Source organism: Faecalibacterium butyricigenerans, from assembly GCF_020687345.1.
Lineage (GTDB): Bacteria > Bacillota > Clostridia > Oscillospirales > Ruminococcaceae > Faecalibacterium > Faecalibacterium butyricigenerans.
This window is the reverse complement of record NZ_JAJEQL010000009.1, coordinates 67,135-88,175: the sequence shown is the minus strand read 5'-3', so window position 1 is coordinate 88,175 and position 21,041 is coordinate 67,135. Positions and strand designations below refer to the sequence as shown.

Here is a 21,041-nt window from a genome sequence, read left to right as displayed (position 1 = left end):
TGCTGGCCATGGGCGGCGAGGACGCCGAGGCTGTCCTGACCCACCGGCTCACCGCTTCCAGCCTCACCGTGGGCTGAAGCTCCTCTCTCCCCTTCCCACAGGCATAGAAAGGCCCCGCTGCCCTGCACATTTCATGCAGAGCGGCGGGGCCTTTTCCTGTTTTACCGCACCCCAGCCGCAGCCGGGACACGCTTTTCGGGCTTTCTGCGCTGCTCTGAGGCGGCAGCGCGGGAGCGGTCGTAGCAATAGCGGATGATGGCCTGACGGCGGACGATGCCGATGAACATCCCCCGGTCGTCCACCACGGGGACGAAGTTCTGGTTCATGGCCGCCTCGATGAGCTGGTCCATGCTCGTGGTGACCGTGACGGCCTTGTAGTCCCGCTTATGGGCGAAGTCCCGGATGGGCACATCCTCCGCCGCCTCAAGGTCAAGGCCGTGGAACTTCTTCAGCCCCCACAGGATGTCCCCCTCCGTCAGGGTACCCACATACTCGCCCTTGCGGTTGAGCACCGGGATGGATGCGTAGCGGTTGTTCTCCCATTTTTCCAGCGTCTGGCGAAGGGTGAAGTCATCGTACACATACATCAGGTCCTGCTTGGGGGAAAGGAAAAACAGAATATTCATGAAAACAACTCCTATTATGAACTTTTTCCGCCGCCGGGGCCGCAGCTCCTGTGCAGCCGCAGCAAATTCCTGTCTTCATCACCTTGATCAAATATTCCTGCATCCTGCGCCGGATGCAGTCCTACTCTTTCCACTTTAGATTTTAGCACTTTTTCATAGTAAGATAAAGATGTCTGCGCCATGTTTTATATTTTATTCACAATCACTTTTTGTTCCGTCGGATAAATATTCACGAAATGGATGCACAGCGAAGGATTTTGTGCTATACTAACACTAGGAATACGGCCCTTGGCGGCTTCGTCTGTCTTCCAGTATACCGGCTCGCGGTGTCGAAACAGGCCGAAGCCGGCGATCCGTGCCAGACTTTTCCCCTTTGCATCTGCAATTATGTGCTGTACAGCTTCCGAAGAAAGTTGTATAATAAGAGCGGTACGCCGCCCTTTGGGCCTGCGCGCCGCCCCGCCGCCGTGCGGACAGGGGTACAATCATGAATAAAAGGAGCAGAGCGACTATGATCACTTCCCGTTTTCCGCTGGGAGATGTCAGCTTCTCAGCCGAGTATTTTTCCACGCTCGTGGGCGAAGCAACCAAACAATGCTACGGCGTGGCCGCAATGGCCCCCCGTGATCTGACCGACCGCGTCCGCTGCGCCGTGCGCGGCGTGGACGACTCGGCCAAGGGCGTCCGTGTCACACAGGAAGAGGGCCGTCTCGTGATCGAGCTGCACATTGCCGTCAGCTACGGGCTGAACATCTCCACCGCCGCGCGTGCCATCTCGCACCGCGTGAAGGACGAGGTGGAGCAGGCCACCGGCCTGAAGGTCGCCCGCGTGGTCGTATCGGTCGATGACGTGGTTGCCTGACGAGACAAAGCCCGCCCGGGGGATACCGGGAAGATATAAGGAGTAAAAAGCAATGATTTCTGGTAAGATCCTGCGCGACGCCATCATTTCCGGCGCAAACAACATCAACAACCAGCGGTCCCGCGTGGACGAGCTGAATGTCTTCCCTGTCCCCGATGGCGACACCGGCACCAACATGGGCATGACCGTCGGCGCAGCCGTCCGTGAGCTGCAGGCCATGGACGACAGCTGCACCGTGGGCGAGGCCGCAAAGACCGCCGCCTCCGCCATGCTGCGCGGCGCCCGCGGCAACTCCGGCGTCATCACCAGCCTGCTGTTCCGCGGCTTCTCCAAGGCTCTGGAGGGCAAGAAGGAGGCCGACGCCGCCGACATCGTCTCTGCGCTCAAGAAGGGCGTCGAGGGCGCTTACAAGGCCGTCATGAAGCCCACCGAGGGCACCATCCTGACCGTGGCCCGCGTCGCTTCGGAGGAAGCTGCCGCCTGCGGCAAGGAGGATGTGGCCGAGCTGTGGGACGTCGTCCTCGCTGCGGGCCAGAAGGCTCTGGAGGATACCCCCAACCTGCTGCCCGTCCTGAAAAAAGCCGGTGTCGTGGATGCCGGCGGTCAGGGCATCATGATCATCTTTGAGGGCATGGGCAAGGTCTTCCACGGGGAGGACATCGTGGCCGGCGGCGAGGCTGCCCCCAACAAGGCCAAGCTCTCCACCGCGAACGCGGGCAAGGGCGTCTTTACCGATGACCTGATGAAGGTCGAGGACATCAAGAACGGCTACTGCACCCAGTTCCTCATCAACAAGAACGAGGGCGCAAGCGCTGCAAAGATGCGTGCCTTCGCTGAATCCAACGGCGACAGCGTGGTCTGCATCGAGGACGACGACGTCATCAACCTCCATGTCCACACCGCCGACCCCGGCAAGATCCTGAGCGAGGCCATCAAGTACGGCTACCTCACTAACTTCAAGATCGAGAATATGCACGAGCAGTTCCTTGCCCGCCAGAAGCAGGGCAAGAGCCTCGAGAAGCAGGCTTCCGCCGAGAAGAAGCCCGACCCGGCCAGCGAGTTCATCTACGCTGCCGTTGACCCCAGCCGCGACTACGGCTTTGTTGCCGTCGCCGCCGGCGAGGGCCTGAAGGCCGTCTTTACCGACCTGTCCGCTGACGCGGTCGTCTCCGGCGGTCAGACCATGAACCCCGCCACCGAGGACATCCTCGCCGCCGTCCAGAGCGTCCCGGCTAAGACCGTCTTCGTCCTGCCCAACAACAAGAACATCATCATGGCTGCTGAGCAGGCCCAGAAGCTGGCCGACCGTCAGGTGGTCGTCCTGCCCACCCGCACCGTCCCCATGGGCATCACGGCTCTGCTGAACTTTGACCCCTCCGCCACCGTCGAGGCCAACACCATCAACATGATGTCCGCCGCCGACAAGGTATCCACCGGCCTCATCACCTACGCCGCCCGCGACAGCGAGTACGACGGTAAGCGCATCCGGAAGGGTGAGATCATGGCACTGGAGAACGGCAAGATCGTCTCTACCTCCAACGACATCACCAAGGCCACCTATCGTCTGGCCCGCGGTATGTGCAAGAAGGATTCCAGCTTTGTCACCATCATCTCCGGCTGCGACGTCTCCGACGAGGATGCCGAGAAGGTGACCGAGATCGTCAAGGCCAAGTGCCCCAACCACGTTGAGGTCAGCCACATCCGCGGCGGTCAGCCGGTCTACTATTATATGATCAGCGTGGAGTAAGCCTCTCCCCTGTTCAAAGCAATACCCGCAACACAAAACGACCTCTGCTTCCGGTCATCCGGTCGCAGAGGTCGTTTTGTAGTTATACTGATTTTTACCCGGCGTGAAGGGCGTCATTCTTCGCCAGAAGGTACACGCAGTACTGGTTCATGCTGATGCCCTCCCGCTGCGAATGCTCTGCGAGAGCGCGGTGCAGGCTTCGGGGCAGGCGCAGCTTGAACTGCCCGGAGTACGCCTCCAGACTGTCCGGCTCAGGAATTTCAATGTTCTCTTCCAGCGCGGCCTCCAGCCATGCCTTTTTGGCGTCCAAAGCGTTTTTCAGCGCCTCTTCCTCCGTCTCTCCGCAGGTGATGCAGCCCGGGAGATCCGGATAAGAGGCCACAAAACCGCCCTCGTCACTGTCCCTGATAATTTCCATCCGATAGGACAGCGCCAGATAATCATTCAGCGTCTTCATCGTTCTTCGCCTCGCTCTCTACGATCTGTCTCACCATTTCGACATAGACTTTCTTGATCGGTTCATGCTTCGGGATCGTAATGGGATAGCAGCCTGCCTTGCGGAAGGTGTAATGGCTGCTGCCGCTCCGGGGTGCGCTCATCTCATAGCCATAGCTTTCCAAGACCCTGCGCAGTTCGTCGAACCGGAGGTCTTTGCTCAAAGAGCATATCCTTGCCAACAGTTTATCCCATTTTGACATCCTGATTCTCCTATTTCCATTATATATGGTGTCGCATATGGTGTCAACATCTTTTTAGAAGAAGCTCACCTGACTGCTCTCGGGCAGGTCGCCCAGAGCGCCCACCTGACGCAGGCGGTCGATGATGCTGCTGCCGACGCCGGAGGCCTGCTGCAGCTCCTCGATGGAGAGGTATTCTTCGCCGTGGATGGTCACATTTTCCAGCGCATCGGCGGCGGCACCGCCCAGACCCTTCAGGGAGCAGAAGGGCAGGCGCACCTTGCCGTCCTCCACCACATACTTCGAGCCGCGGCTCTTGCCCAGCTCGATGGGCAGGAACTCGTAGCCCCGCACCAGCATCTCGTTGACCAGCTGGAGCGAAACGAGGACGTCCTCGTCCTTGGCGTTTTTCTCCTCCTTCAGGCGGCGCTTGACCTCGTTCATGTGGGCGCGGGCCACCGCCGCACCGCCCACGGCAGCTTCGTAGTCGATGTCATCGCCGCGGACAGTGAAATAGACCGCATAGAACGCCTGCGGATGGTAGAGCTTGAACCACATGAGGCGGATGGCCGACATCAGGTAGGCCACGGCATGGGCTTTCGGGAACATATATTTGATCTTGCGGCAGCTCTCGATATACCAGTCCGGCACCTCGTGCTCCCGCATGGCCTCCTCCCAGCCGGGCGCGAAGCCGCCCTTGGCCACCTTGCCCTTACGGACGGCCTCCATGATGTCGAAGGCCATCTTCGGCTCGAGACCCTTGCGCAGCAGGTAGAGCATGATGCTGTCGCGGCAGCCGATGACCTCCGCGATGGTGCAGGTACCGCTGCGGATGAGTTCATCGGCGTTGCCCGTCCAGACGTCGGTGCCGTGAGACAGGCCTGAGATCTGGATCAGCTCGGAGAAATTCTTGGGCCGGGCCTCCACAAGCATCCCGCGCACGAAGTTCGTGCCCATCTCGGGGATGCCGAAGGTACCGGTCTGGCTGTCGATCTGCTCCGGCGTGACGCCCAGCTCCTCCGGGCTGGTGAGCAGGCTGTAGACCTTGGGGTCGTTCATGGGGATGCTGTCCACCGGGATGCCGGTATATTCCTCGAAATACTTGTAGAAGGTGGGCATATCGTGGCCCAGCTCATCCAGCTTGAGCAGGGTGTCGTGAAGGTATTTGAACTCGAAGTGGGTGGTCAGCAGACCGCCCGCCACATCATCCGCCGGGTGCTGGATGGGGCAGAAGTCGTAGATCTCGTAGGTGTCGGGCACGACGACCATGCCGCCGGGGTGCTGGCCGGTGGTGCGCTTGACGCCGGTGCAGCCCAGCGTCAGGCGGTTCTCCTCGGCGTGGTTGACCGTTCTCCCCCGCTCATCCAGATATTTTTTGACGTAGCCATAGGCTGTTTTGTCCTGAATGCCGGAGACCGTGCCCGCCTTGAAGACGTTGGCCTTGCCGAACAGCTCCTCGGTGTAGCGGTGGACGTTGGACTGATATTCGCCCGAGAAGTTCAGGTCAATATCCGGCTCCTTGTCGCCGTAGAATCCGAGGAAGGTCTCGAAGGGGATGTCGTGGCCGTCCACCAGCATCCGGGTGCCGCACGCGGGGCAGTTCTTGTCGGGCAGGTCGAAGCCGTCCTCTACGCTGCCGTCGGTGATGAACTCGCTGTGCCTGCACTTGGGGCAGCGGTAATGGGGCGGCAGACTGTTGACCTCCGAGATGCCGGAGAAGTGGGCCACAGCCGACGAGCCGACCGAGCCGCGGCTGCCCACCTGATAGCCGCCCGCGTTGGAGTAGGCCACCAGCTTGACCGCGATGACGTACAGGACGGCGTAGCCGTGGCCGCAGATGGAGTCCAGCTCTTTTTGCAGCCGCTTCTCCACGATCTCGGGCAGCGGGTCGCCATAATCCCGCTTGGCGTGCGCCCATGTGGCGTCCCGGAGCTGCTGCTCTGCGCCCTCGATGCTGGGCGGATAGGTGCCGCGCGGGATGGCGCGGACGCTGCCGTCGATGCTGGCCGCGATCTTGCGGGGGTTGGTCACGACGATCTCGTAGGCCTTCTCCTTGGGCAGATAGCGGAACTGGTCCAGCATATCCTCCGTCGTGCGGTAGAACAGGGGCGGCTGATTGTCCGCGTCCTTGAAGCCGTTGCCCGCCTGTAAAACAGAGCGGTAGATGGCGTCCTCCGGCTCGGTGAAGTGGACGTCGCCGGTGGCGATGACGGGCTTGTGGAGGTCTTCGCCCAGCTGGATGACGGTGCGGTTGAAGTCCTTGATGACCTCTTCGCTCTCCACCTTGCCGTCCCGCACCATATAGGCGTTGTTGCCCAGCGGCTGGACTTCCAGAACATCGTAATAGGAGGCGATCTTCTTCAGCTCCTCGTAGGAGCGGCCCTCCACGATGGCGCGGTACAGCTCGCCCGCCTCGCAGGCCGAGGTCAAAATCAGGCCGTCGCGGTACTTGTTGAGGAGGCTGCGGGGCACGCGGGGCTTCTTGAAGAAGTAGTTGACGTGGGCCTCGCTGACGATCTTGTAGAGGTTCTTCAGGCCCATCTGGTTGCGCACGAGGATGATGAGGTGGTAATACTTCTTTTTCAGCACCTCACGGTTGCCGCCGAGTCCGGTGTTGATGCCGCTGACGGCCGTGACCTGCTTTTCCTCCAGATCCTTGAGCATGACGCAGAAGATGCGGCCCAGCGCGGCGGAATCCTCGCAGGCGCGATGAGCTTCGTAGGCGGGCAGCTCAAGATGTTTGTTAATAGTCCCCTGCTTGTAGTTGTGGAGTCCGGGGTACATGGCCTGCGCCATGGTCAGGGTATCGATATAGGTCGGCTCGAACTCGATGCCGCTCCGCTTGGCGGCAGCGCGGAGGAACCGGATGTCGAAGGAGTGGGCGTTGTGGGCCACGAGGATGCGGCCATCCACGAATTTGAGAAAGGCTTCCAGCGCCTCGGCCTCGCCGGGGGCATTGGCCACCATCTCGTTGGTGATGCCGGTCAGCTCCGTGATCTTGGGCGTGATGGGCTTGCCGGGCTTGACGAAGGTGTCGAACTCCTCCACCACCTCGCCGTCCCGCACGATGACTGCGCCGATCTCGGTCAGGTACTCCACGCCCGGGTCGAGGCCCGTCGTCTCGGTGTCGAAGACGCAGAACTCGCCGTTCAGCGGCTCGTCCTTCACGCCGTAGACGCAGGGGATCATGTCATCGACGAAGTAGGCCTCACAGCCGTAGATGAGCTTGAAGTCCGGGTCGGTCTTGTGGATGGCGTCCGCCGCCAGCATGGCTTCGGGGTAGCCCTGACAGACGCCGTGGTCAGTGATGGCGATGGCCGGGTGGCCCATCCGATGGGCCAGCTTGACGATACCGCCGGGGTCGCAGAAGGCGTCCATGCTGGACAGCTTGGTATGCAGATGCAGCTCCACCCGCTTGACGGGAGCATTGTCCTCCCGCTTCTTGCGCTCGACGAAGAGGACATCGTAGGGCCAGACGATATAGTCATGCTCGTACTTGTCGTAGGAGCAGTCGCCCCGCACCACGACCGTCGTGCCCTTGGGGATGGACTCCCACTTGGAGCAGTCCTCCCCTTCCTGCGCACGGATCTTCAGGTTGATGGAGCCGGTGTAGTCGGTGATGGAGACGGTATAGATCTTGCGGAAGCTGCCCTTCACCTCGGTGAAGAAAACATCGCCCCAGATCATGCACTTTCCGCCCTCGCCGCCCAAGTCCTTGAGGGGGGTGAGGTTCTTGGGGGAGAACATCTTGCCGTGGAAGATGGTAACGGGCTTGTCCGTGAGGTCGAGGCCCTCCACCTTGATGGAGGGTGCCGTATTCTTCCGCTCGAATTTGACGACAGGAGGAGCAATTTTGCGCTCCAGCTTTTCTTCCATCTGGCGCTGCTCGGCCTCGCCCACGCTGCTTTCCAGCGTCACCTTGGGCTTCACGCCGGTGTGGGCGGCGATACGCTCCGCCAGCAGCCGCTCGAACTGCATCTCCTGCAAAAACTTCGTGCCATGGCAGACGCCGATGGTGATGTTCTGGCCGGTGATGGTGATGCGGCATCGGTCGAGGAAGCCGTTGATGGGCACGCCGTCCCGCTTCATCTCCTCCATCAGCTCCCGCAGTCCGCTCTCGTCCAGCGCGGCGTAGCCGAAGAGGTTGTGGATGCGAAGCTCAAAGCCCTCATAGTCGGGCGCGAGGGAGGCCAGCAGCCGTGCGCACAGCCCCTTGTCCAGCGGGGCAGAACTGCGCAGCGTGAAAATGACCTGCCGCTCCTGCCGCAGCATCTGGGCGTGCTCGACGACCACACGGCCAAAACAGGCCGCAAAGTCCGGGTCCGCCATAAACTGCGGCCATAGCTGGGAAACAAGTGGTGTCACAATGGTACTCCTTTTTTCTATCAGATAACAACACAAACTGCCGCGCCCGGGATGGGCGTGGCAGTAAGTTGCTTTTAGGTCAAATCTTCTGTCTTGAAGACATGGTAGCCTTCGTAGTGGTAGCTGGCGTCGATGCCTTTCATATAGACCTCGCGGTCATTGATCTTTTCGGTCAGGGCGGCGCGCAGCAGGGCCTTTATCTCCACATCCTTGACCGGGCTGCGCTCCATCGCAAGGAGATAGTCCCCCTTATCGACGCGGCTCCAGTCGATGACCTGATGCAGCTCCTTTTTGAGGATCGCATCCAGCCAGATGCGGGTGCTGCGGCCGTTGCCCTCCCGGAACGGATGGGCCACATTCATCTCCACATACTTCTCGATGATCTCATCGAAGGAGGATTGCGGCATTGCATCGATGCTTTCCAGTGCCGGGCGCAGGTACATCACAGGCGCAAAGCGGAAATTGCCCTTTGCGATATTCACCGTCCGCATCTGTCCCGCAAACTCGTAGACGTCTCCGAACAGATACTTATGGATGGCCGCAAGCCCCTTGAAGGTGCCGACCTCGAAGGTATCCAGCAGACCGGTGTCATAAAGCTCGAGCGCCCGGGTCTTGCTGAGTTTTTCTTCTGCCCGGGCCAGCTCGGCCTCATTCGTCAGCCCAAGCTTATTCTGCAAAATCACAGTTTATAAATCTCCTCCATGAACTGGTCGAGGATATTTTCTCCCGTCAGCTTCCGGACGGGTTCGCCGTGGACGAAAAGCACCGCCTCGCCCTTGCCGCCGGCGATGCCGATGTCGGCCTCCCGGGCCTCGCCGGGGCCGTTGACGACACAGCCCATGACGGCCACCTTGATGGACTTCTTGCAGCCCTGAAGCCGCCGCTCCACCTCGTTTGCGATCTCGGTGCAGGGGTACTGGGTGCGGCCGCAGGTCGGGCAGGTGATGACCTCCGGGCCGGCCACCGGGAAGCCGACGGCGCGCAGGATGTTGTAGCCCGCTTCCACTTCCTTCTCGGGGTCGGCCGCCAGCGAGACGCGGATGGTGTCGCCGATGCCCTCCAGCAGCATCCCGCCGATGCCCATGCCGCTCTTGAGCAGGCCCATCTGGTAGGTGCCCGCCTCAGTGACGCCCACATGGAGCGGATAGTCCGTCACGGCGCTGAGCTGGCGGTAGGCCTCCATCATGCGGGGGACGTTGGAGTTTTTGATGGAGATCACGATGTTGTTGAAATCGAACTTTTCCAGCAGGCGGACGTGGTACAGCGCGCTCTCCACCATCGCTTCGGGCACAGGCGCACCATATTTTGCAAGGATGTGCTTTTCCAGACTTCCGCCGTTGACGCCGATGCGGATGGGGATGTTCTTCTGCTGGCAGGCGTCCACCACCGCCTTCACCCGGTCGTCGTCGCCGATATTGCCCGGATTGATGCGGATCTTGTCCACGCCCACGTCGGCGCAGGCGAGAGCCGCCTTGTAGTCGAAGTGGATGTCTGCCACGATGGGGATATTGACGGCGTTCTTGACGGCCTCGATGCACTTGGCATCCGCCGCGCTGGGGCAGGTCACCCGCAGGATCTGACAGCCCGCCGCCTCGCAGCGCTTGGCCTGTGCCACATTGCCCTCGATGTCCTCCACCGGGACGTTCAGCATGGTCTGCACGGCGATGGGATTCTTGCCGCCGATGGTCACATTTCCGATCTTGACTTCACGCTTCAGCTGCCGCATGGTACTTCCCCTTTCAGATCACTCCGGTCACGAGCCGGACGATGTCATTGTACGTTGCAAAGAGCATCAGGCCGAACAGCAGCGCGAAGGCGGCGACGGTCAGACTGCCCTGAATTTTTTCCGGCACAGCATGGCCGGTGACTGCCTCAATGAGCAGGAAGACGATCTTGCCGCCGTCCAGCGCCGGGAACGGCAGCAGATTTAAGACGCCGAGGTTGATGGTGATGAGCGCCAGCAGCTCGAAAACATCCTCCCAGCCGTAGCTGGCGGCCTGCCCGATGGCGGTCACGATGCCCACCGGGCCGGACAGGTCGTTGATGCTCTCGCGGCCCCGCAGCAGGTCAGCCAGCGAGGTGTAGATGATCCGGCCATAGTAGATGACGCTGTTGGCCGCTTCTTTCAAGACATTCTTCGGTGTTTTTTTAAGTCCGTAGACCGTGAAGCCCAGCGTCATATGGGTCTGGCCCTGTGCATCCTGCCATGTGTCGAACTGGACGTCGGGCAGCTCCACCAGCTTCCCGTCCCGGCGGACGGTGAAGGCCGCACGGTAGCTCTCGGTGCGCATCAGCTCGTAGAGCATATCGTTGGCCACGAAGCAGTGCCGCCCGTTGACGGCCACGATCTCGTCCCCGGCCTGCAGGCCGGTCTGGCCGCAGAGGGCATTGTCCTCCACGGCATAGATGACCTTGCTGGTGATGGGTTCACTGCGCAGCGAGATGAGGAGCAGCAGCACCACAAAGCCCAGCACGAAGTTCATCACCGCGCCTGCTGCCATCACCAGCATCCGCTGCCAGACGGCGGCCTCGTTCAGAGGCTTGCCCGTCCGCTGTGCCAGCACCTCCGGCGGGATGGCCGGGGCGGCGTCCTCTTCGTTCCCGCCCTCGGCCTGCGTGCTCTCGGGGCTTTCCTCCCCTTCCAGCGCCACGAAGCCGCCCACGGGCAGGAGCCTCAGGGTGTACTGGGTGCCCTTGCGGTAGGTCTTGATGAGGGCCGGCCCCATGCCGATGGAGAACTCGTTGACTTGGACGCCGCAGAGCTTCGCCATCGCAAAATGGCCGAACTCATGGATGGCGATGACTGCGCCGAAGATGAGCAGCGCAGCCGCAAAGGTGATGAAAACTGACATTCTTTCTCCTATCTCACAGGTGTGCTCTCACAAAGGCGCGGGCCATGCGGTCGCACTCGTACACATCCGCGAGGCTGTAGCTGCCGCCGAAGCTGTCGCTGTCCACGACGGCCTCCACCAGACGGCCGATGTCGAGGAAACCGATCTTATCCTCAAGGAAGAGCCTGACGGCCTCCTCGTTGGCACCGTTGGCAGCGCAGGGGCCGAGACCGCCCTTCTTGATGGCCTTTTTGCAGGCGGCAAGGCAGCGGAAGGTCTCCTCGTCGGCCACATCGAAGGTCAGCAGCTTGAGGGTGGTAAAGTCCAGCTCCGGCACGACGCCCGGCACACGGGCCGGGTAGGTCAGCGCATACTGGATGGGGATGCGCATATCCGGCACGCCCAGCTGGGCGATGATGGAGTTGTCGCTGTACTGCACCGCCGAGTGGACGATGCTCTGGCGCTGGACGACGATCTGGATCTTCTCGGGGGGGAGGCCGAACAGCCACACCGCCTCGATCAGCTCAAGGCCCTTGTTCATCAGGGTGGCGCTGTCGATGGTGATCTTCGCGCCCATGTTCCAGTTGGGGTGCCGGAGGGCGTCGGCCTTGGTCTTGCCCCGCAGCTCCTCGGTCTTCATCCCGAAGAAGGGGCCGCCGGAGGCCGTCAGCAGGATCTTCGTCAGGCTCTTGGCGCTCTCCTTGTCCTGCAAGCACTGGAAGATGGCCGAGTGCTCGCTGTCCACCGGCAGCAGCCTGACGCCGTGCTCCGCCACCGCCTGCGTCACGAGATGTCCGCCGGTGACGAGGCTCTCTTTGTTGGCGAGGGCGAGGTCATGGCCGCTCTCGATGGCGGCAAGGCTGGCGCCGAGGCCCGCGATGCCCACCACGCTGTTCAGCACCACGTCCGGGCCATCCATCGCGGCGAGGGTCTTCAGCCCCTCGGGGCCGGTCAGGAGCTTGGGCGCGTCAGCGCGGCCCGCCAGTGCAGCTGAGAGCTTCTCTGCCCCGGCCTCGCTGGTCATGCAGACATACTTGGGGTGGAACTCTTCGATCTGCTGTAAGAGTTTATCCGTCTGGCTGTGGGCCGACAGACCGAACACCTCATACCCTTGGGCGCGGATAACGTCGAGGCTCTGGGTGCCGATGGAGCCGGTGGAACCCAGCAGCGTGATTTTTTTAGCCATAAAGCGCTACCTCCTGTTCTTTTTAGTAGTAGAACACTGCGATGACCACCATCGTGACAAAGGGCGCGATGAACATCACGCTGTCAAAGCGGTCGAGGATGCCGCCGTGCCCCGGGAAGATGGTGCCGTAGTCCTTGATGCCGCACTGGCGCTTGACCACGCTGGCGAACAGATCGCCGTAAATGCCCAGCACTGCGGCCACGCAGGCCAGCAGCGCGATGATGATATACATGGACACGCCGATGTTGGAGCGGGTGAACGCCTCCATCCGGTCTGCTGCCACCGAGTAGATGACCGTGACCAGCACGCCGAACACCATCGTGCCCAGCACACCGCCCACAGCGCCCTCCACCGTCTTTTTGGGGCTGACCACCGGGCAGAGCTTATGCTTGCCGAAGGCGCGGCCCGCAAAGTAGGCGCAGGTGTCGCCGCCCCATGCGAAGCAGAGGATGAGCAGGATGAAGAAGATGGCGTCATAGCCGAACTTCTCTACCGGCAGCAGCTCCTTGAGCCGGATGAAGGAGTAAAAGCAGAAGATGACGATGCCCGAAAACATTACAAGGCCGCTGGCTTTCTGGTAGCTGATGACGCCGTTGCGCACCACAAGATAGATGGCGTAGAACAGCACCACCAAGAAGGAGGCGGGCATCACCATCGCCCGGTAGATGCTGTAGCTCGACAGCATGATGAGCAGGGTGTAGGGCACCAGAATGCCCAGCAGCGGCCAGTCCTGTTTTTCGAAGCCCAGCGCAGAGTAGATCTCATGGAGGGCGATGAGGGTGATGGCCGCAATGACCAGATTGAACACCAGCGTATTGAAGGTGAACAGGACGCCCGCAAGGACGAACAGGCCCACCACAGCTGTGATGACTCGTGTTTTCATAGTTTCATGTTCTCCTTTGTTTCGTCCGGGAGCCGCTCCCCTGCTGCGGCAGAGGCAGCGGCATCAGCGCCCGAGGAAATACCGGACGCCCGCCGGGGGCCGCGCAGGCTGCGCGGCATCTGGGTGTGAAACGCCTTACAGGCCGCCGAAACGGCGGGAGCGCCGGTTGAACTCCGTGATGGCGGCGTCGAGGTCGCCGCGGGTGAAATCGGGCCACAGGACGTCCATTTCCACCAGCTCCGAATAGGCCGCCTGCCAGAGCATGAAGTTGGAGAGCCGCTTCTCCCCGCTGGGGCGGAGGATGAAGTCGGGGTCCTTCTGGCCTGCCGTGTACATCTGGGCCGAGAGGGCATCTTCCGTGATGTCCTCCGGCTTCAGTTCGCCCGCAGCCGCCTTGGCCGCGAGGCGCTGGGCTGCGCGGACGATCTCCGGCCGGCCGCCGTAGTTGATGGCGATGTTGATGGTCAGGCCGGTCTTGCAGGCAGAGTCCCGCTCCAGCTTGTTCATCAGCTCCTGCAGCTTAGGCTCCAGCACCGTGCGGTCGCCCATGAAGCAGATGCGGACGTTCCGGTTCTCGTAGTCGAAGCCCTTGATGAGGTATTCGCCGAACAGCCGCATGATGGCGCCCACCTCTTCGGCGGGGCGCTTCCAGTTTTCGGTCGAGAATGCGTAAAAATACACCGACTCCACGCCCAGCTCATCGCAGTAGTCCGCAATGTCCTGAAAGACCTGCGCGCCCTTCTTGTGTCCGGCGGTGCGGGGCAGGCCCCGGCTCTTGGCCCAGCGGCCGTTGCCGTCCATGATGATGCCGATGGACAGTCCCTTTGCAAAATCCTTTGGATGTTCCATGCTCTTCTTCCTCTACGATTCGTCTGGCAAAAAGTGCCGCGCACCTTCTCTCAGCGCACGGCACCTTCCTGCTTACAGCGGTCAGGCTCAGACGGACATGATCTCCTTCTGCTTCTCTTCCACGGCAGCGTCGATGTTCTTCACATACTTGTCGGTCAGCTTCTGGACATCCTCTTCCATGGTCTTCTGGGTGTCCTCGGTCAGCTCACCGGCCTTCTTCATGGCCTTGGCCTTATCCATCGCGTCGCGGCGGACGTTGCGGACGGCGACCTTTGCCTCCTCACCCATCTTGGAGACTTCCTTTGCCAGCTGCTTGCGGCGCTCCTCGTTGGGGGCCGGGAAGTTCAGGCGGATGGTCTGGCCGTCATCGATGGGGTTGATGCCCACATCGCTGGCGAGGATCGCCTTGCTGATGGCACGCAGAAGCGTGCGGTCCCACGGGGTGATGGTCAGGGTGCGGGCCTCGCTGACAGCCACAGAAGCCACCTGCTGGATGGGGGTGGGAGAGCCGTAGTAATCCACGGTCACTTTGTCCAGAACGCCGGGGTTGGCACGGCCTGCGCGCACCGTCTTCAGCTCGCGCTCCAGATGCTCGACTGCACTCTTCATCTTGTCTTCAAATGCCTTGGTGTTGCTGCTCATTGTCCTAGTCTCCTGTTTGTTATCAATTTTCACCAGCCGCAGGACGCGTCTGGTTCATTCTATTGTCGGAAGCGGGGCGGTATGCTCAGCCCTCGTAGACCAGCGTGCCCACATTCTCGCCCTGCACGGCGCGGGCGATGTTGTCGGGGTCGGCCAGATCGAACACGAGGATGGGAAGCTTGTTGTCCCGGCAGAGGGTGGCTGCGGTGCCGTCCATGACCGCCAGACGGTCTTCCAGCACCTTGGTGAAGGTGAGGGTCTCGTACTTCTTGGCGTCGGGGTACTTGTGGGGGTCCTTGTCGTAGACGCCGTCCACCATCGTGGCCTTGAACATGATGTCGGCGCTGACCTCAACGGCGCGCAGGGCCGTGGTCGTGTCGGTGGAGAAGAAGGGGTTGCCGGTGCCGCCGCCAAAGATGGCGATCTTGCCCGCATCCATCGCACGGAGCGCATCCTTGCGGGTGAAGGCCGGGGCCACCTGCGGCATGGTGATGGAGGTGAACACCTCCGTCGGCACGCCCAGCTGCTCCAGCTTGTCGGAGACGGCCAGTGCGTTCATCACCGTTGCCAGCATACCGATCTTATCGGCCAGCGTGCGCTCCATCTTGCCGCTGGAACGGCCGCGCCAGAAGTTGCCGCCGCCCACGACGATGCCGATCTGGACGCCCAGCTCGTGGGCCTTCTTCACGCCGCCGCAGATCGCGTCCATGGTCGGCTCGTCGAAGCCGGTGCCCTTCTCGCCGCCGAGTGCCTCGCCGCTGATCTTCAGAAGGATACGCTGATATTTCAATGCCATAATAACATACACCACCTGTATCAGATTTGGCCGCGCTGTGCGCTGCCGTTTTTATCTCCTGTCTATTTTACAATAAAACTGCTCCAAAGTAAACAGGCAAACGCCAGCTCTTCGGCAAAGGTTTCTCCCCCGGCCCTCTTTGCGCAAAAAAAGACTGGACATTTGCCCCGGAACATGCTATAATACTGCTTGCATCCCGGCAAAATCGAATATGCGGGCATCGTACATCGGCTAGTATATCAGCCTTCCAAGCTGAGGAGGTGGGTTCGATTCCCATTGCCCGCTCCATCTTTTTTAGACGCTGGTTCGTAAAGAATCAGCGTCTTTCTTTATGTTCTGACCCAGTTTTTGACCCGCATTCCATTTCAGAGACCCAAAAGCGGCCCTTTCCCCGAAAAACAGGGAGAGGGCCGCTTTTCTGTTAGATTATAATGTTATTGTCCTCACATACTCCACCGGCTCTTGTTCGCCCGGGTGTCGATGTGCACCCAGCCGGTCTTGCGGGTGGAGTGCTTTGCGTCCTTCGGGTAGCGCCCGATGCCGCCCCGGGCGGGCAGCAGAGTCTCGGCGTAGGCGGCGACCGAGGCCACCGGGGTGTCCTCCACCCAGAAGTCCGCCGCCCGGCCCAGCAGGTGCTGGCTGGACTTGCTGCCGCCGACGGCGGCATTGTGGGCAGCGGTGCGGTAGCCGCTGGTGATATGCAGGGGCTTTCCGAAGTGCTCCCGGATGCACTGGAGCAGCACCACAAGCTCCTCGTCGAGGAGCACGACGTCGCTGCCCTTGCAGCCGAACTCCCGCACCTTGAAGCTGGGCGAGAGCTGCCGGGTGGAGTCCCGGCGGAGGCTGTATTCACAAATCGACATCTTCAGTCCTCCGCTCCGCCCTTCTTCCCGCAGATCTCTTCGAGCTCCGCCTTGGAGAGGATGCCCTTGCGGACATACACCCGCAGCATAGCCTCCGAGATGCGGCCCTGCTCCCAGCGTTCGGCCAGTTTTTCCTTGTTGCTCATGTTTTCGTCTCCTTTCTTATTCTGCATCCGGCAGGCTCAGGGCCACCATGTCTTCCAGCGCGTCCGCAATGCGGGTCTGGTCGGAGACGCCGGTGTCCGCAGGCGGGGCGTCCTCGAAGGCCTCCATGGCGGCGAGGTAGTCCTCGTCGGTGGTGCAGCCGCTGAAGTCACAGCCTGCCCTGCGGCAGCGCTCCACGGCCTCGTCGAAGATGAGGGCCACGCTGCCGTTGATGACACCGCCGCCCACGATCATCTTCGCAAAGCGGCCCCACGGGTAGCGGTCGAGCCACTGTTCGGCGGTGAGCACCTCGCCCACCGGGGTGATCACATCGGAGCTGTTGTCGTAGATCTTGTAACGTGCCATTCTGAGTTTCCTCCTATTCCTTATATGGTATAAACGTCAACGGTGTCATGGTAGAGGCTTTCCGTGTTCCTGCCGCCCGCGAACAGCACATAGTCCCCGACGGCGGCAGCGGCCATGCTGTTCCTCGCCTCGCTCAGAGCAGTGAGGGTCGTTCTGGTCAGCGAGGCGTCGCAGACATCCACCGTGCTGGACTCATCGCCGCCTGCGAAAAATGCATACCCACCGGCCGTCACCGCATCCGGCTGTCTTGCCGCGCTGAGGATGCTGACCGTTGTTTTGGTGAGGGAGGCGTCGTAGACATCCGCATCGGCCGTATCGCCCGCAAAGAGGGCATATCCGCCCACCGCCGCCGCGGCATAGCTGTTCTGGGCACTGCTCAGGTTTGCCGCCGCCGTGAGGGTCAGGGAAGCGTCGTAGGCGTCCACCACAAGACTGCCATCCTTGGGGGTGCCGCCTGCAAAGAGGGCATGGCTCCCGACGGTCGCGCCCGCCGGGAAGAACCGTTTGGTGGACAGCGGCGTGCCCGCCGTCCGGGTGAGGGCCTCATCGTAGACGTCCACGGTCGTGAAAGCGCCGCCCGTGGTAAGGCCGCCTTGTCCGCCTCCGGCAAAGAGCGCACGGGAGCCAAGCACCGTGCAGCCCATCCTCGTCCGCATCCTGCTCAGCGCGGCGGCTGACGTCCGGGTGAGGGAAGCGTCGTAGGCATCCACCGTGTTATGGCCCCCTCGGGCGGTCGGCGTAGCAGTCCCGCCCGCAAACAGAGCATACGCCCCGAGCGGCACGGCGGAATGCAGATACCTCTTGTCCCCCAGCGCCGCCGGGGCCGTCCGGGTGAGGGAGGTGTCGTAAGCGTCCACCGTATTGCAGACCGCGTTCGAGGCCGTGCCAGCGAAGCGTCCGCCCCCGATGAGCGCGCAGTTCCTTGCCGCTGCGGCCTTTGCGCCGTACTTCGGGGCCGCGAGAGGCGCACCCGTCCCGGCATACTCCGGCTCTGCGCTGTAGCACAGCCGCGCCCTGTTCCCGACGCCGACGTACATCTTCCGGACTGCACGGGCCTTGCCCGCCACCCCGACATAGGCTTTTTTCATCCTGCGGGCGACGCCGCCCGCACCTACATAGATTCCCTTTGCCATCTTCTGCCCCCTTTACGCATACACGATGAGCACCTTGTTGGTGGCAAGGCTGCTGCCTGCACCGGGGTCGGCCGTCTGGGCCGCAAAGGTGAATCCGTTGACACTGTTGGCCGTACCGCCCGCCGAGGAAGAACCGGCGTAGCTGTGAGTATGGCTGGCAGCGGCTTTCCCGGCCAACGCGCTGCCGACGGCCTTGGCATCTGCCGCTGCGCCTGACACGGCGAGGGTGGCATCCACCTCCGCCGCCTTTCCCGCCGCGCCCGTCTGGCCCCTCGGGCCTTGCGGGCCGGTCGCACCGGCGGGGCCTGCCGGGCCAGTATCGCCTTTTTCGCCTTTCGGCCCCTGCGGGCCTGTGTCGCCCTTCGGGCCTTGTGCGCCCCGTGCACCGGGGTCGCCCTTCTCGCCCTTGAAGTTTCCCGAGGCGATGCCCTCTTGCAGAGTCTTCAGGCTGCGGGCCGCAGCGGCGGCGCTGTCCGACGCGCTGCTCTGGGCCGTCTCGGCCCGCGCAGCGCTCTTCTCCACGTCAGCACCGGCCTCTTCCAGCTGACCCACCAGCTGCTGCCATGCCGGAGTGCCCGGCGGCGGCAGAGTGCCGTCCTCTGTGCCGGAGTTTGCGGCCACCCGGTAGCGCAGGTCGGCACTGGTGAGGGTGCGGACGCCGTCGCTGCCCTCGAAGGTGATGCATCCTTCGCCGGGCACTGCCGTGACCAGCGCGGGCACCTCCACCACCCCATCCTTCACCAGCGACGCGGGCGGGCTGCCGCCCGGCGTGTGCCAGAACGCCCGGAGGGTCATCCCCTTCCACTCGTCGGCGGTGCTCACCCTCAGCCGGTAGACGCCGCAGTTCCTGCTGTAGCCGAGCTGCAGCGCATCCATGCTGCCCGGCGTCTTTACTGCGCCGGAGGACGCAAGCGAGAGCTTGTATTCTATCATCCAGAGACCTCCTTTTTTGATTCGGCAGATGCTTTTCCGGCAGGGGCGCTTCTGCCATCGCACCCCGCCGGGACAAAAATGCCAAGCGGCTCCCGGGCGCAGTTAACAACCATTACTTGTCATTTTCGTCTTTTCTTGTGCCATATGGTAGCATCTCGCCGCTGCGAAGTCAACAGATTTTGCGAAATAGTCGGAAACTTGTGCGAAAACGCGCAGAAAATCGCGCTTTGCCCCTGTCGCAGGCAAAAAAACGGCCCGGGCCGTGTGCGTACACATCGGCTCGGGCCGGGGCATCTGATTCGATTTTACTGCGGCCGGGGCATCCTGCTCATCTGTCCCACTTGTCGCAGAGGGCGTTGATCTGGTCGGCGAACTTGGCGAGGTCCTTGTTGGCACCGCCCTCGTTGTGCTCGATGACCCGCAGCAGGCGCTTGCCTGCGCTGAGCAGCCGCTGGAAGACGGTGGCCGCACGGGCTGCACCCTCGCTGACGCGGTGCTCGATGCGGGTGCGGGTGCCTTCCTTCAGGCAGACAGCACCCTCGGCCCCGATGGCCCACTGCTCACCGTTGTAGGGCGCACAGGCGGTGAAGCCCTGCTCGGTGAGGGTCTGGGTGAAGATATTCTCCACCTCGTCCTCGCCATGGATGACGAAGACCCGCTTGGGCTTCGGCTCGAAGGAGTTCACCCACTTCAGCAGGCCCTCCCTGTCGGCATGGCCCGAAAGGCCGGTAAGCTGGCAGATCTCAGCCTGCACCTCGATGGACTCGCCGAAGAGCTTGACGTTCGTTGCCCCCTCCAGCAGGGAGCGGCCCAGCGTGCTCACGGCCTGATAGCCCACGAAGAGGATGGTGCACTCCTTCCGCCAGAGGTTGTGCTTGAGGTGGTGGCGGATACGGCCCGCCTCGCACATTCCGCTGGCCGAGATGATGACCTTGGGCACGGGGTCAGTGTTGATGGCGCGGGACTCGTCGCTGGTAACGCTGACCTTCAGGCCCGGGAACTGGATGGGGTCGATGCCCTTGGCCAGCAGGGCGTTGGCCTCCTCGTCGAAGCAGGAGGGGTCGGTATCCTTGAAGATGCGGGTGGCCTCGATGGCCAGCGGGCTGTCGATATAGACCGGGAAGCAGCCGTGGCCGGTGACGAGGTTCTTTTCTTTTATCTCACGGATGAAGTAGAGCAGCTCCTGCGTGCGTCCCACCGCAAAGCTCGGGATGACCACATTGCCGCCCCGGTCGAAGGTGCGCTGCAAAATTTTCGCCAGCTCGCCCACATAGTCGGGCTTGGGGCCGTGGCAGCGGTCACCGTAGGTGGACTCCATAAAGACATAGTCCGCATCCTTCAGGTAGGTGGGGTCCTTGATGATGGGCTGATGGAGGTTTCCGATGTCGCCGGAGAAGACGAGCTTGGTGGTCGCGCCGTTCTCCGTCACCCAAATCTCGATGCTGGACGAGCCGAGAAGATGGCCCACATCCACAAAGCGGATGACGAGGCCGGGGGCAAGCTCGACCTCTTTGTTGTAGTCGAACCCCCGGAACAGCGCGATGGCCGCCTCGGCGTCCTGAATGGTGTACATCGGCTCCACCGGCTCCGCGCCGGAGCGCTGGCCCTTGCGGTTCTTCCACTCGGCCTCGAACTCCTGAATGTGGGCCGAGTCCCGCAGCATGATGCTGCACAGCTCTGCCGTGGGCTTGGTGGCATAGATTCTGCCCCGGAAGCCGTTGCGCACCAGCAGGGGCAGCAGGCCCGTGTGGTCGATATGGGCATGGGTGGCCAGCACGCCGTCGATCTCGCCCGGTGCAACAGGGATGGGCTGGTTCTCGTAGACATCCTTGCCCTGCTCCATCCCGCAGTCGATGAGGTAGCGCTGTCCCGCCGCTTCCAAAAGGGTACAGCTGCCGGTCACTTCGTGGTTGGCACCCAAAAACGTCAGTTTCATAGACACACCTCCAACGGATCTATCCAACTTTGGTGTATTAAGTATAACACGTTTTGCCCCGCAATGCCGCCCAAATCGAAGGCCGATTCTCGGGCAAAACGCCGAATCCTCCAAAAATTTTTTATACAATCTTGACAAACCACCCCCGGATGATATAAACTTAAATCGTATGACGTAACTTCTACAGAGATTCCAAATAGAG

21 protein-coding genes and 1 tRNA gene are annotated in these 21,041 nt (G+C 61.8%); 3 read left to right on the top strand and 19 right to left on the bottom strand.

The window, feature by feature from the left end:
- Positions 1–161: 161 nt before the first annotated feature.
- Positions 162–626, bottom strand: coding sequence for a CBS domain-containing protein (locus LKD23_RS05500; RefSeq protein WP_227620793.1), 465 nt, complete (start codon positions 624–626; stop codon positions 162–164).
- A gap of 14 nt (positions 627–640) precedes the next feature.
- On the bottom strand, positions 641–808 hold the full coding sequence (locus tag LKD23_RS05495) for a hypothetical protein (RefSeq protein ID WP_227620792.1): 168 nt from the start codon (positions 806–808) through the stop codon (positions 641–643).
- Between the two features lie 329 nt (positions 809–1,137).
- Here LKD23_RS05495 and LKD23_RS05490 point away from each other — a divergent pair, with 329 nt between their 5' ends.
- Together LKD23_RS05490 and LKD23_RS05485 are read left to right on the top strand one after the other, a co-directional pair.
- Positions 1,138–1,488, top strand: coding sequence for an Asp23/Gls24 family envelope stress response protein (locus LKD23_RS05490; RefSeq protein WP_227620791.1), 351 nt, complete (start codon positions 1,138–1,140; stop codon positions 1,486–1,488).
- Between the two features lie 52 nt (positions 1,489–1,540).
- A complete protein-coding gene (locus tag LKD23_RS05485) occupies positions 1,541–3,235 on the top strand; it encodes a DAK2 domain-containing protein (protein WP_227620790.1) in 1,695 nt (564 codons plus the stop codon).
- Between the two features lie 94 nt (positions 3,236–3,329).
- On the opposite strand, the gene LKD23_RS05480 is transcribed toward LKD23_RS05485, so the two are convergent.
- From LKD23_RS05480 to pyrH, 11 genes are all read right to left on the bottom strand, one after another.
- A complete protein-coding gene (locus LKD23_RS05480) occupies positions 3,330–3,692 on the bottom strand; it encodes a type II toxin-antitoxin system HicB family antitoxin (protein WP_227620789.1) in 363 nt (120 codons plus the stop codon).
- The gene (locus LKD23_RS05475; RefSeq protein ID WP_349138457.1) at positions 3,676–3,894 is read right to left on the bottom strand and encodes a toxin HicA; all 219 of its coding nucleotides are present in this window, start codon (positions 3,892–3,894) and stop codon (positions 3,676–3,678) included. The genes LKD23_RS05480 and LKD23_RS05475 overlap by 17 nt, the downstream gene beginning before the upstream one ends.
- Positions 3,895–3,987: 93 nt before the next feature.
- Positions 3,988–8,241, bottom strand: coding sequence for a PolC-type DNA polymerase III (locus LKD23_RS05470; RefSeq protein WP_431834196.1), 4,254 nt, complete (start codon positions 8,239–8,241; stop codon positions 3,988–3,990).
- A 110-nt stretch (positions 8,242–8,351) separates the two neighbouring features.
- Positions 8,352–8,960 (bottom strand): protein adenylyltransferase Fic, encoded by a 609-nt coding sequence (gene fic, locus LKD23_RS05465; RefSeq protein WP_227620786.1) that lies wholly within the window; start codon positions 8,958–8,960, stop codon positions 8,352–8,354.
- Positions 8,957–10,003 carry a flavodoxin-dependent (E)-4-hydroxy-3-methylbut-2-enyl-diphosphate synthase gene (ispG, locus tag LKD23_RS05460; RefSeq protein WP_227620785.1) on the bottom strand — a complete coding sequence of 349 codons (1,047 nt, stop codon included), beginning with the start codon at positions 10,001–10,003 and terminating at the stop codon, positions 8,957–8,959. Before ispG ends, fic begins: the two co-directional genes overlap by 4 nt.
- 13 nt (positions 10,004–10,016) lie before the next feature.
- Entirely contained in the window at positions 10,017–11,129 is a 1,113-nt protein-coding gene (locus LKD23_RS05455) for a M50 family metallopeptidase (protein ID WP_227620784.1), read from the bottom strand.
- Between the two features lie 13 nt (positions 11,130–11,142).
- A complete protein-coding gene (dxr, locus tag LKD23_RS05450; RefSeq protein WP_227620783.1) occupies positions 11,143–12,294 on the bottom strand; it encodes a 1-deoxy-D-xylulose-5-phosphate reductoisomerase in 1,152 nt (383 codons plus the stop codon).
- A 22-nt stretch (positions 12,295–12,316) separates the two neighbouring features.
- Positions 12,317–13,177 carry a phosphatidate cytidylyltransferase gene (locus LKD23_RS05445; RefSeq protein ID WP_227620782.1) on the bottom strand — a complete coding sequence of 287 codons (861 nt, stop codon included), beginning with the start codon at positions 13,175–13,177 and terminating at the stop codon, positions 12,317–12,319.
- A 135-nt stretch (positions 13,178–13,312) separates the two neighbouring features.
- A complete protein-coding gene (gene uppS / locus LKD23_RS05440) occupies positions 13,313–14,026 on the bottom strand; it encodes a polyprenyl diphosphate synthase (RefSeq protein ID WP_227620781.1) in 714 nt (237 codons plus the stop codon).
- 87 nt (positions 14,027–14,113) lie between these two features.
- Positions 14,114–14,668 (bottom strand): ribosome recycling factor, encoded by a 555-nt coding sequence (gene frr / locus LKD23_RS05435; RefSeq protein ID WP_227620780.1) that lies wholly within the window; start codon positions 14,666–14,668, stop codon positions 14,114–14,116.
- Positions 14,669–14,753: 85 nt separating this feature from the next.
- The gene (gene pyrH / locus LKD23_RS05430; protein WP_227620779.1) at positions 14,754–15,464 is read right to left on the bottom strand and encodes a UMP kinase; all 711 of its coding nucleotides are present in this window, start codon (positions 15,462–15,464) and stop codon (positions 14,754–14,756) included.
- A gap of 213 nt (positions 15,465–15,677) precedes the next feature.
- Between pyrH and LKD23_RS05425 the strand changes: the two genes are divergently transcribed.
- Positions 15,678–15,752: transfer RNA gene (locus tag LKD23_RS05425), tRNA-Gly, on the top strand.
- Between the two features lie 155 nt (positions 15,753–15,907).
- Here the strand turns inward: LKD23_RS05425 and LKD23_RS05420 are convergent.
- From LKD23_RS05420 to LKD23_RS05395, 6 genes are all read right to left on the bottom strand, one after another.
- Positions 15,908–16,327: a YcbK family protein gene (locus LKD23_RS05420; protein ID WP_227620778.1), complete on the bottom strand. Its 420-nt coding sequence runs from the start codon at positions 16,325–16,327 to the stop codon at positions 15,908–15,910.
- Positions 16,328–16,329: 2 nt separating this feature from the next.
- Positions 16,330–16,473: an XkdX family protein gene (locus LKD23_RS05415; protein ID WP_227620777.1), complete on the bottom strand. Its 144-nt coding sequence runs from the start codon at positions 16,471–16,473 to the stop codon at positions 16,330–16,332.
- A 16-nt stretch (positions 16,474–16,489) separates the two neighbouring features.
- Positions 16,490–16,837: a hypothetical protein gene (locus LKD23_RS05410; RefSeq protein ID WP_227620776.1), complete on the bottom strand. Its 348-nt coding sequence runs from the start codon at positions 16,835–16,837 to the stop codon at positions 16,490–16,492.
- 20 nt (positions 16,838–16,857) lie between these two features.
- The gene (locus LKD23_RS05405; RefSeq protein ID WP_227620775.1) at positions 16,858–17,970 is read right to left on the bottom strand and encodes a Kelch repeat-containing protein; all 1,113 of its coding nucleotides are present in this window, start codon (positions 17,968–17,970) and stop codon (positions 16,858–16,860) included.
- A gap of 12 nt (positions 17,971–17,982) precedes the next feature.
- A complete protein-coding gene (locus LKD23_RS12905) occupies positions 17,983–18,903 on the bottom strand; it encodes a collagen-like domain-containing protein (protein ID WP_304999966.1) in 921 nt (306 codons plus the stop codon).
- 328 nt (positions 18,904–19,231) lie between these two features.
- Positions 19,232–20,839 (bottom strand): MBL fold metallo-hydrolase RNA specificity domain-containing protein, encoded by a 1,608-nt coding sequence (locus LKD23_RS05395; protein ID WP_227620774.1) that lies wholly within the window; start codon positions 20,837–20,839, stop codon positions 19,232–19,234.
- Positions 20,840–21,041 lie beyond the last annotated feature (202 nt).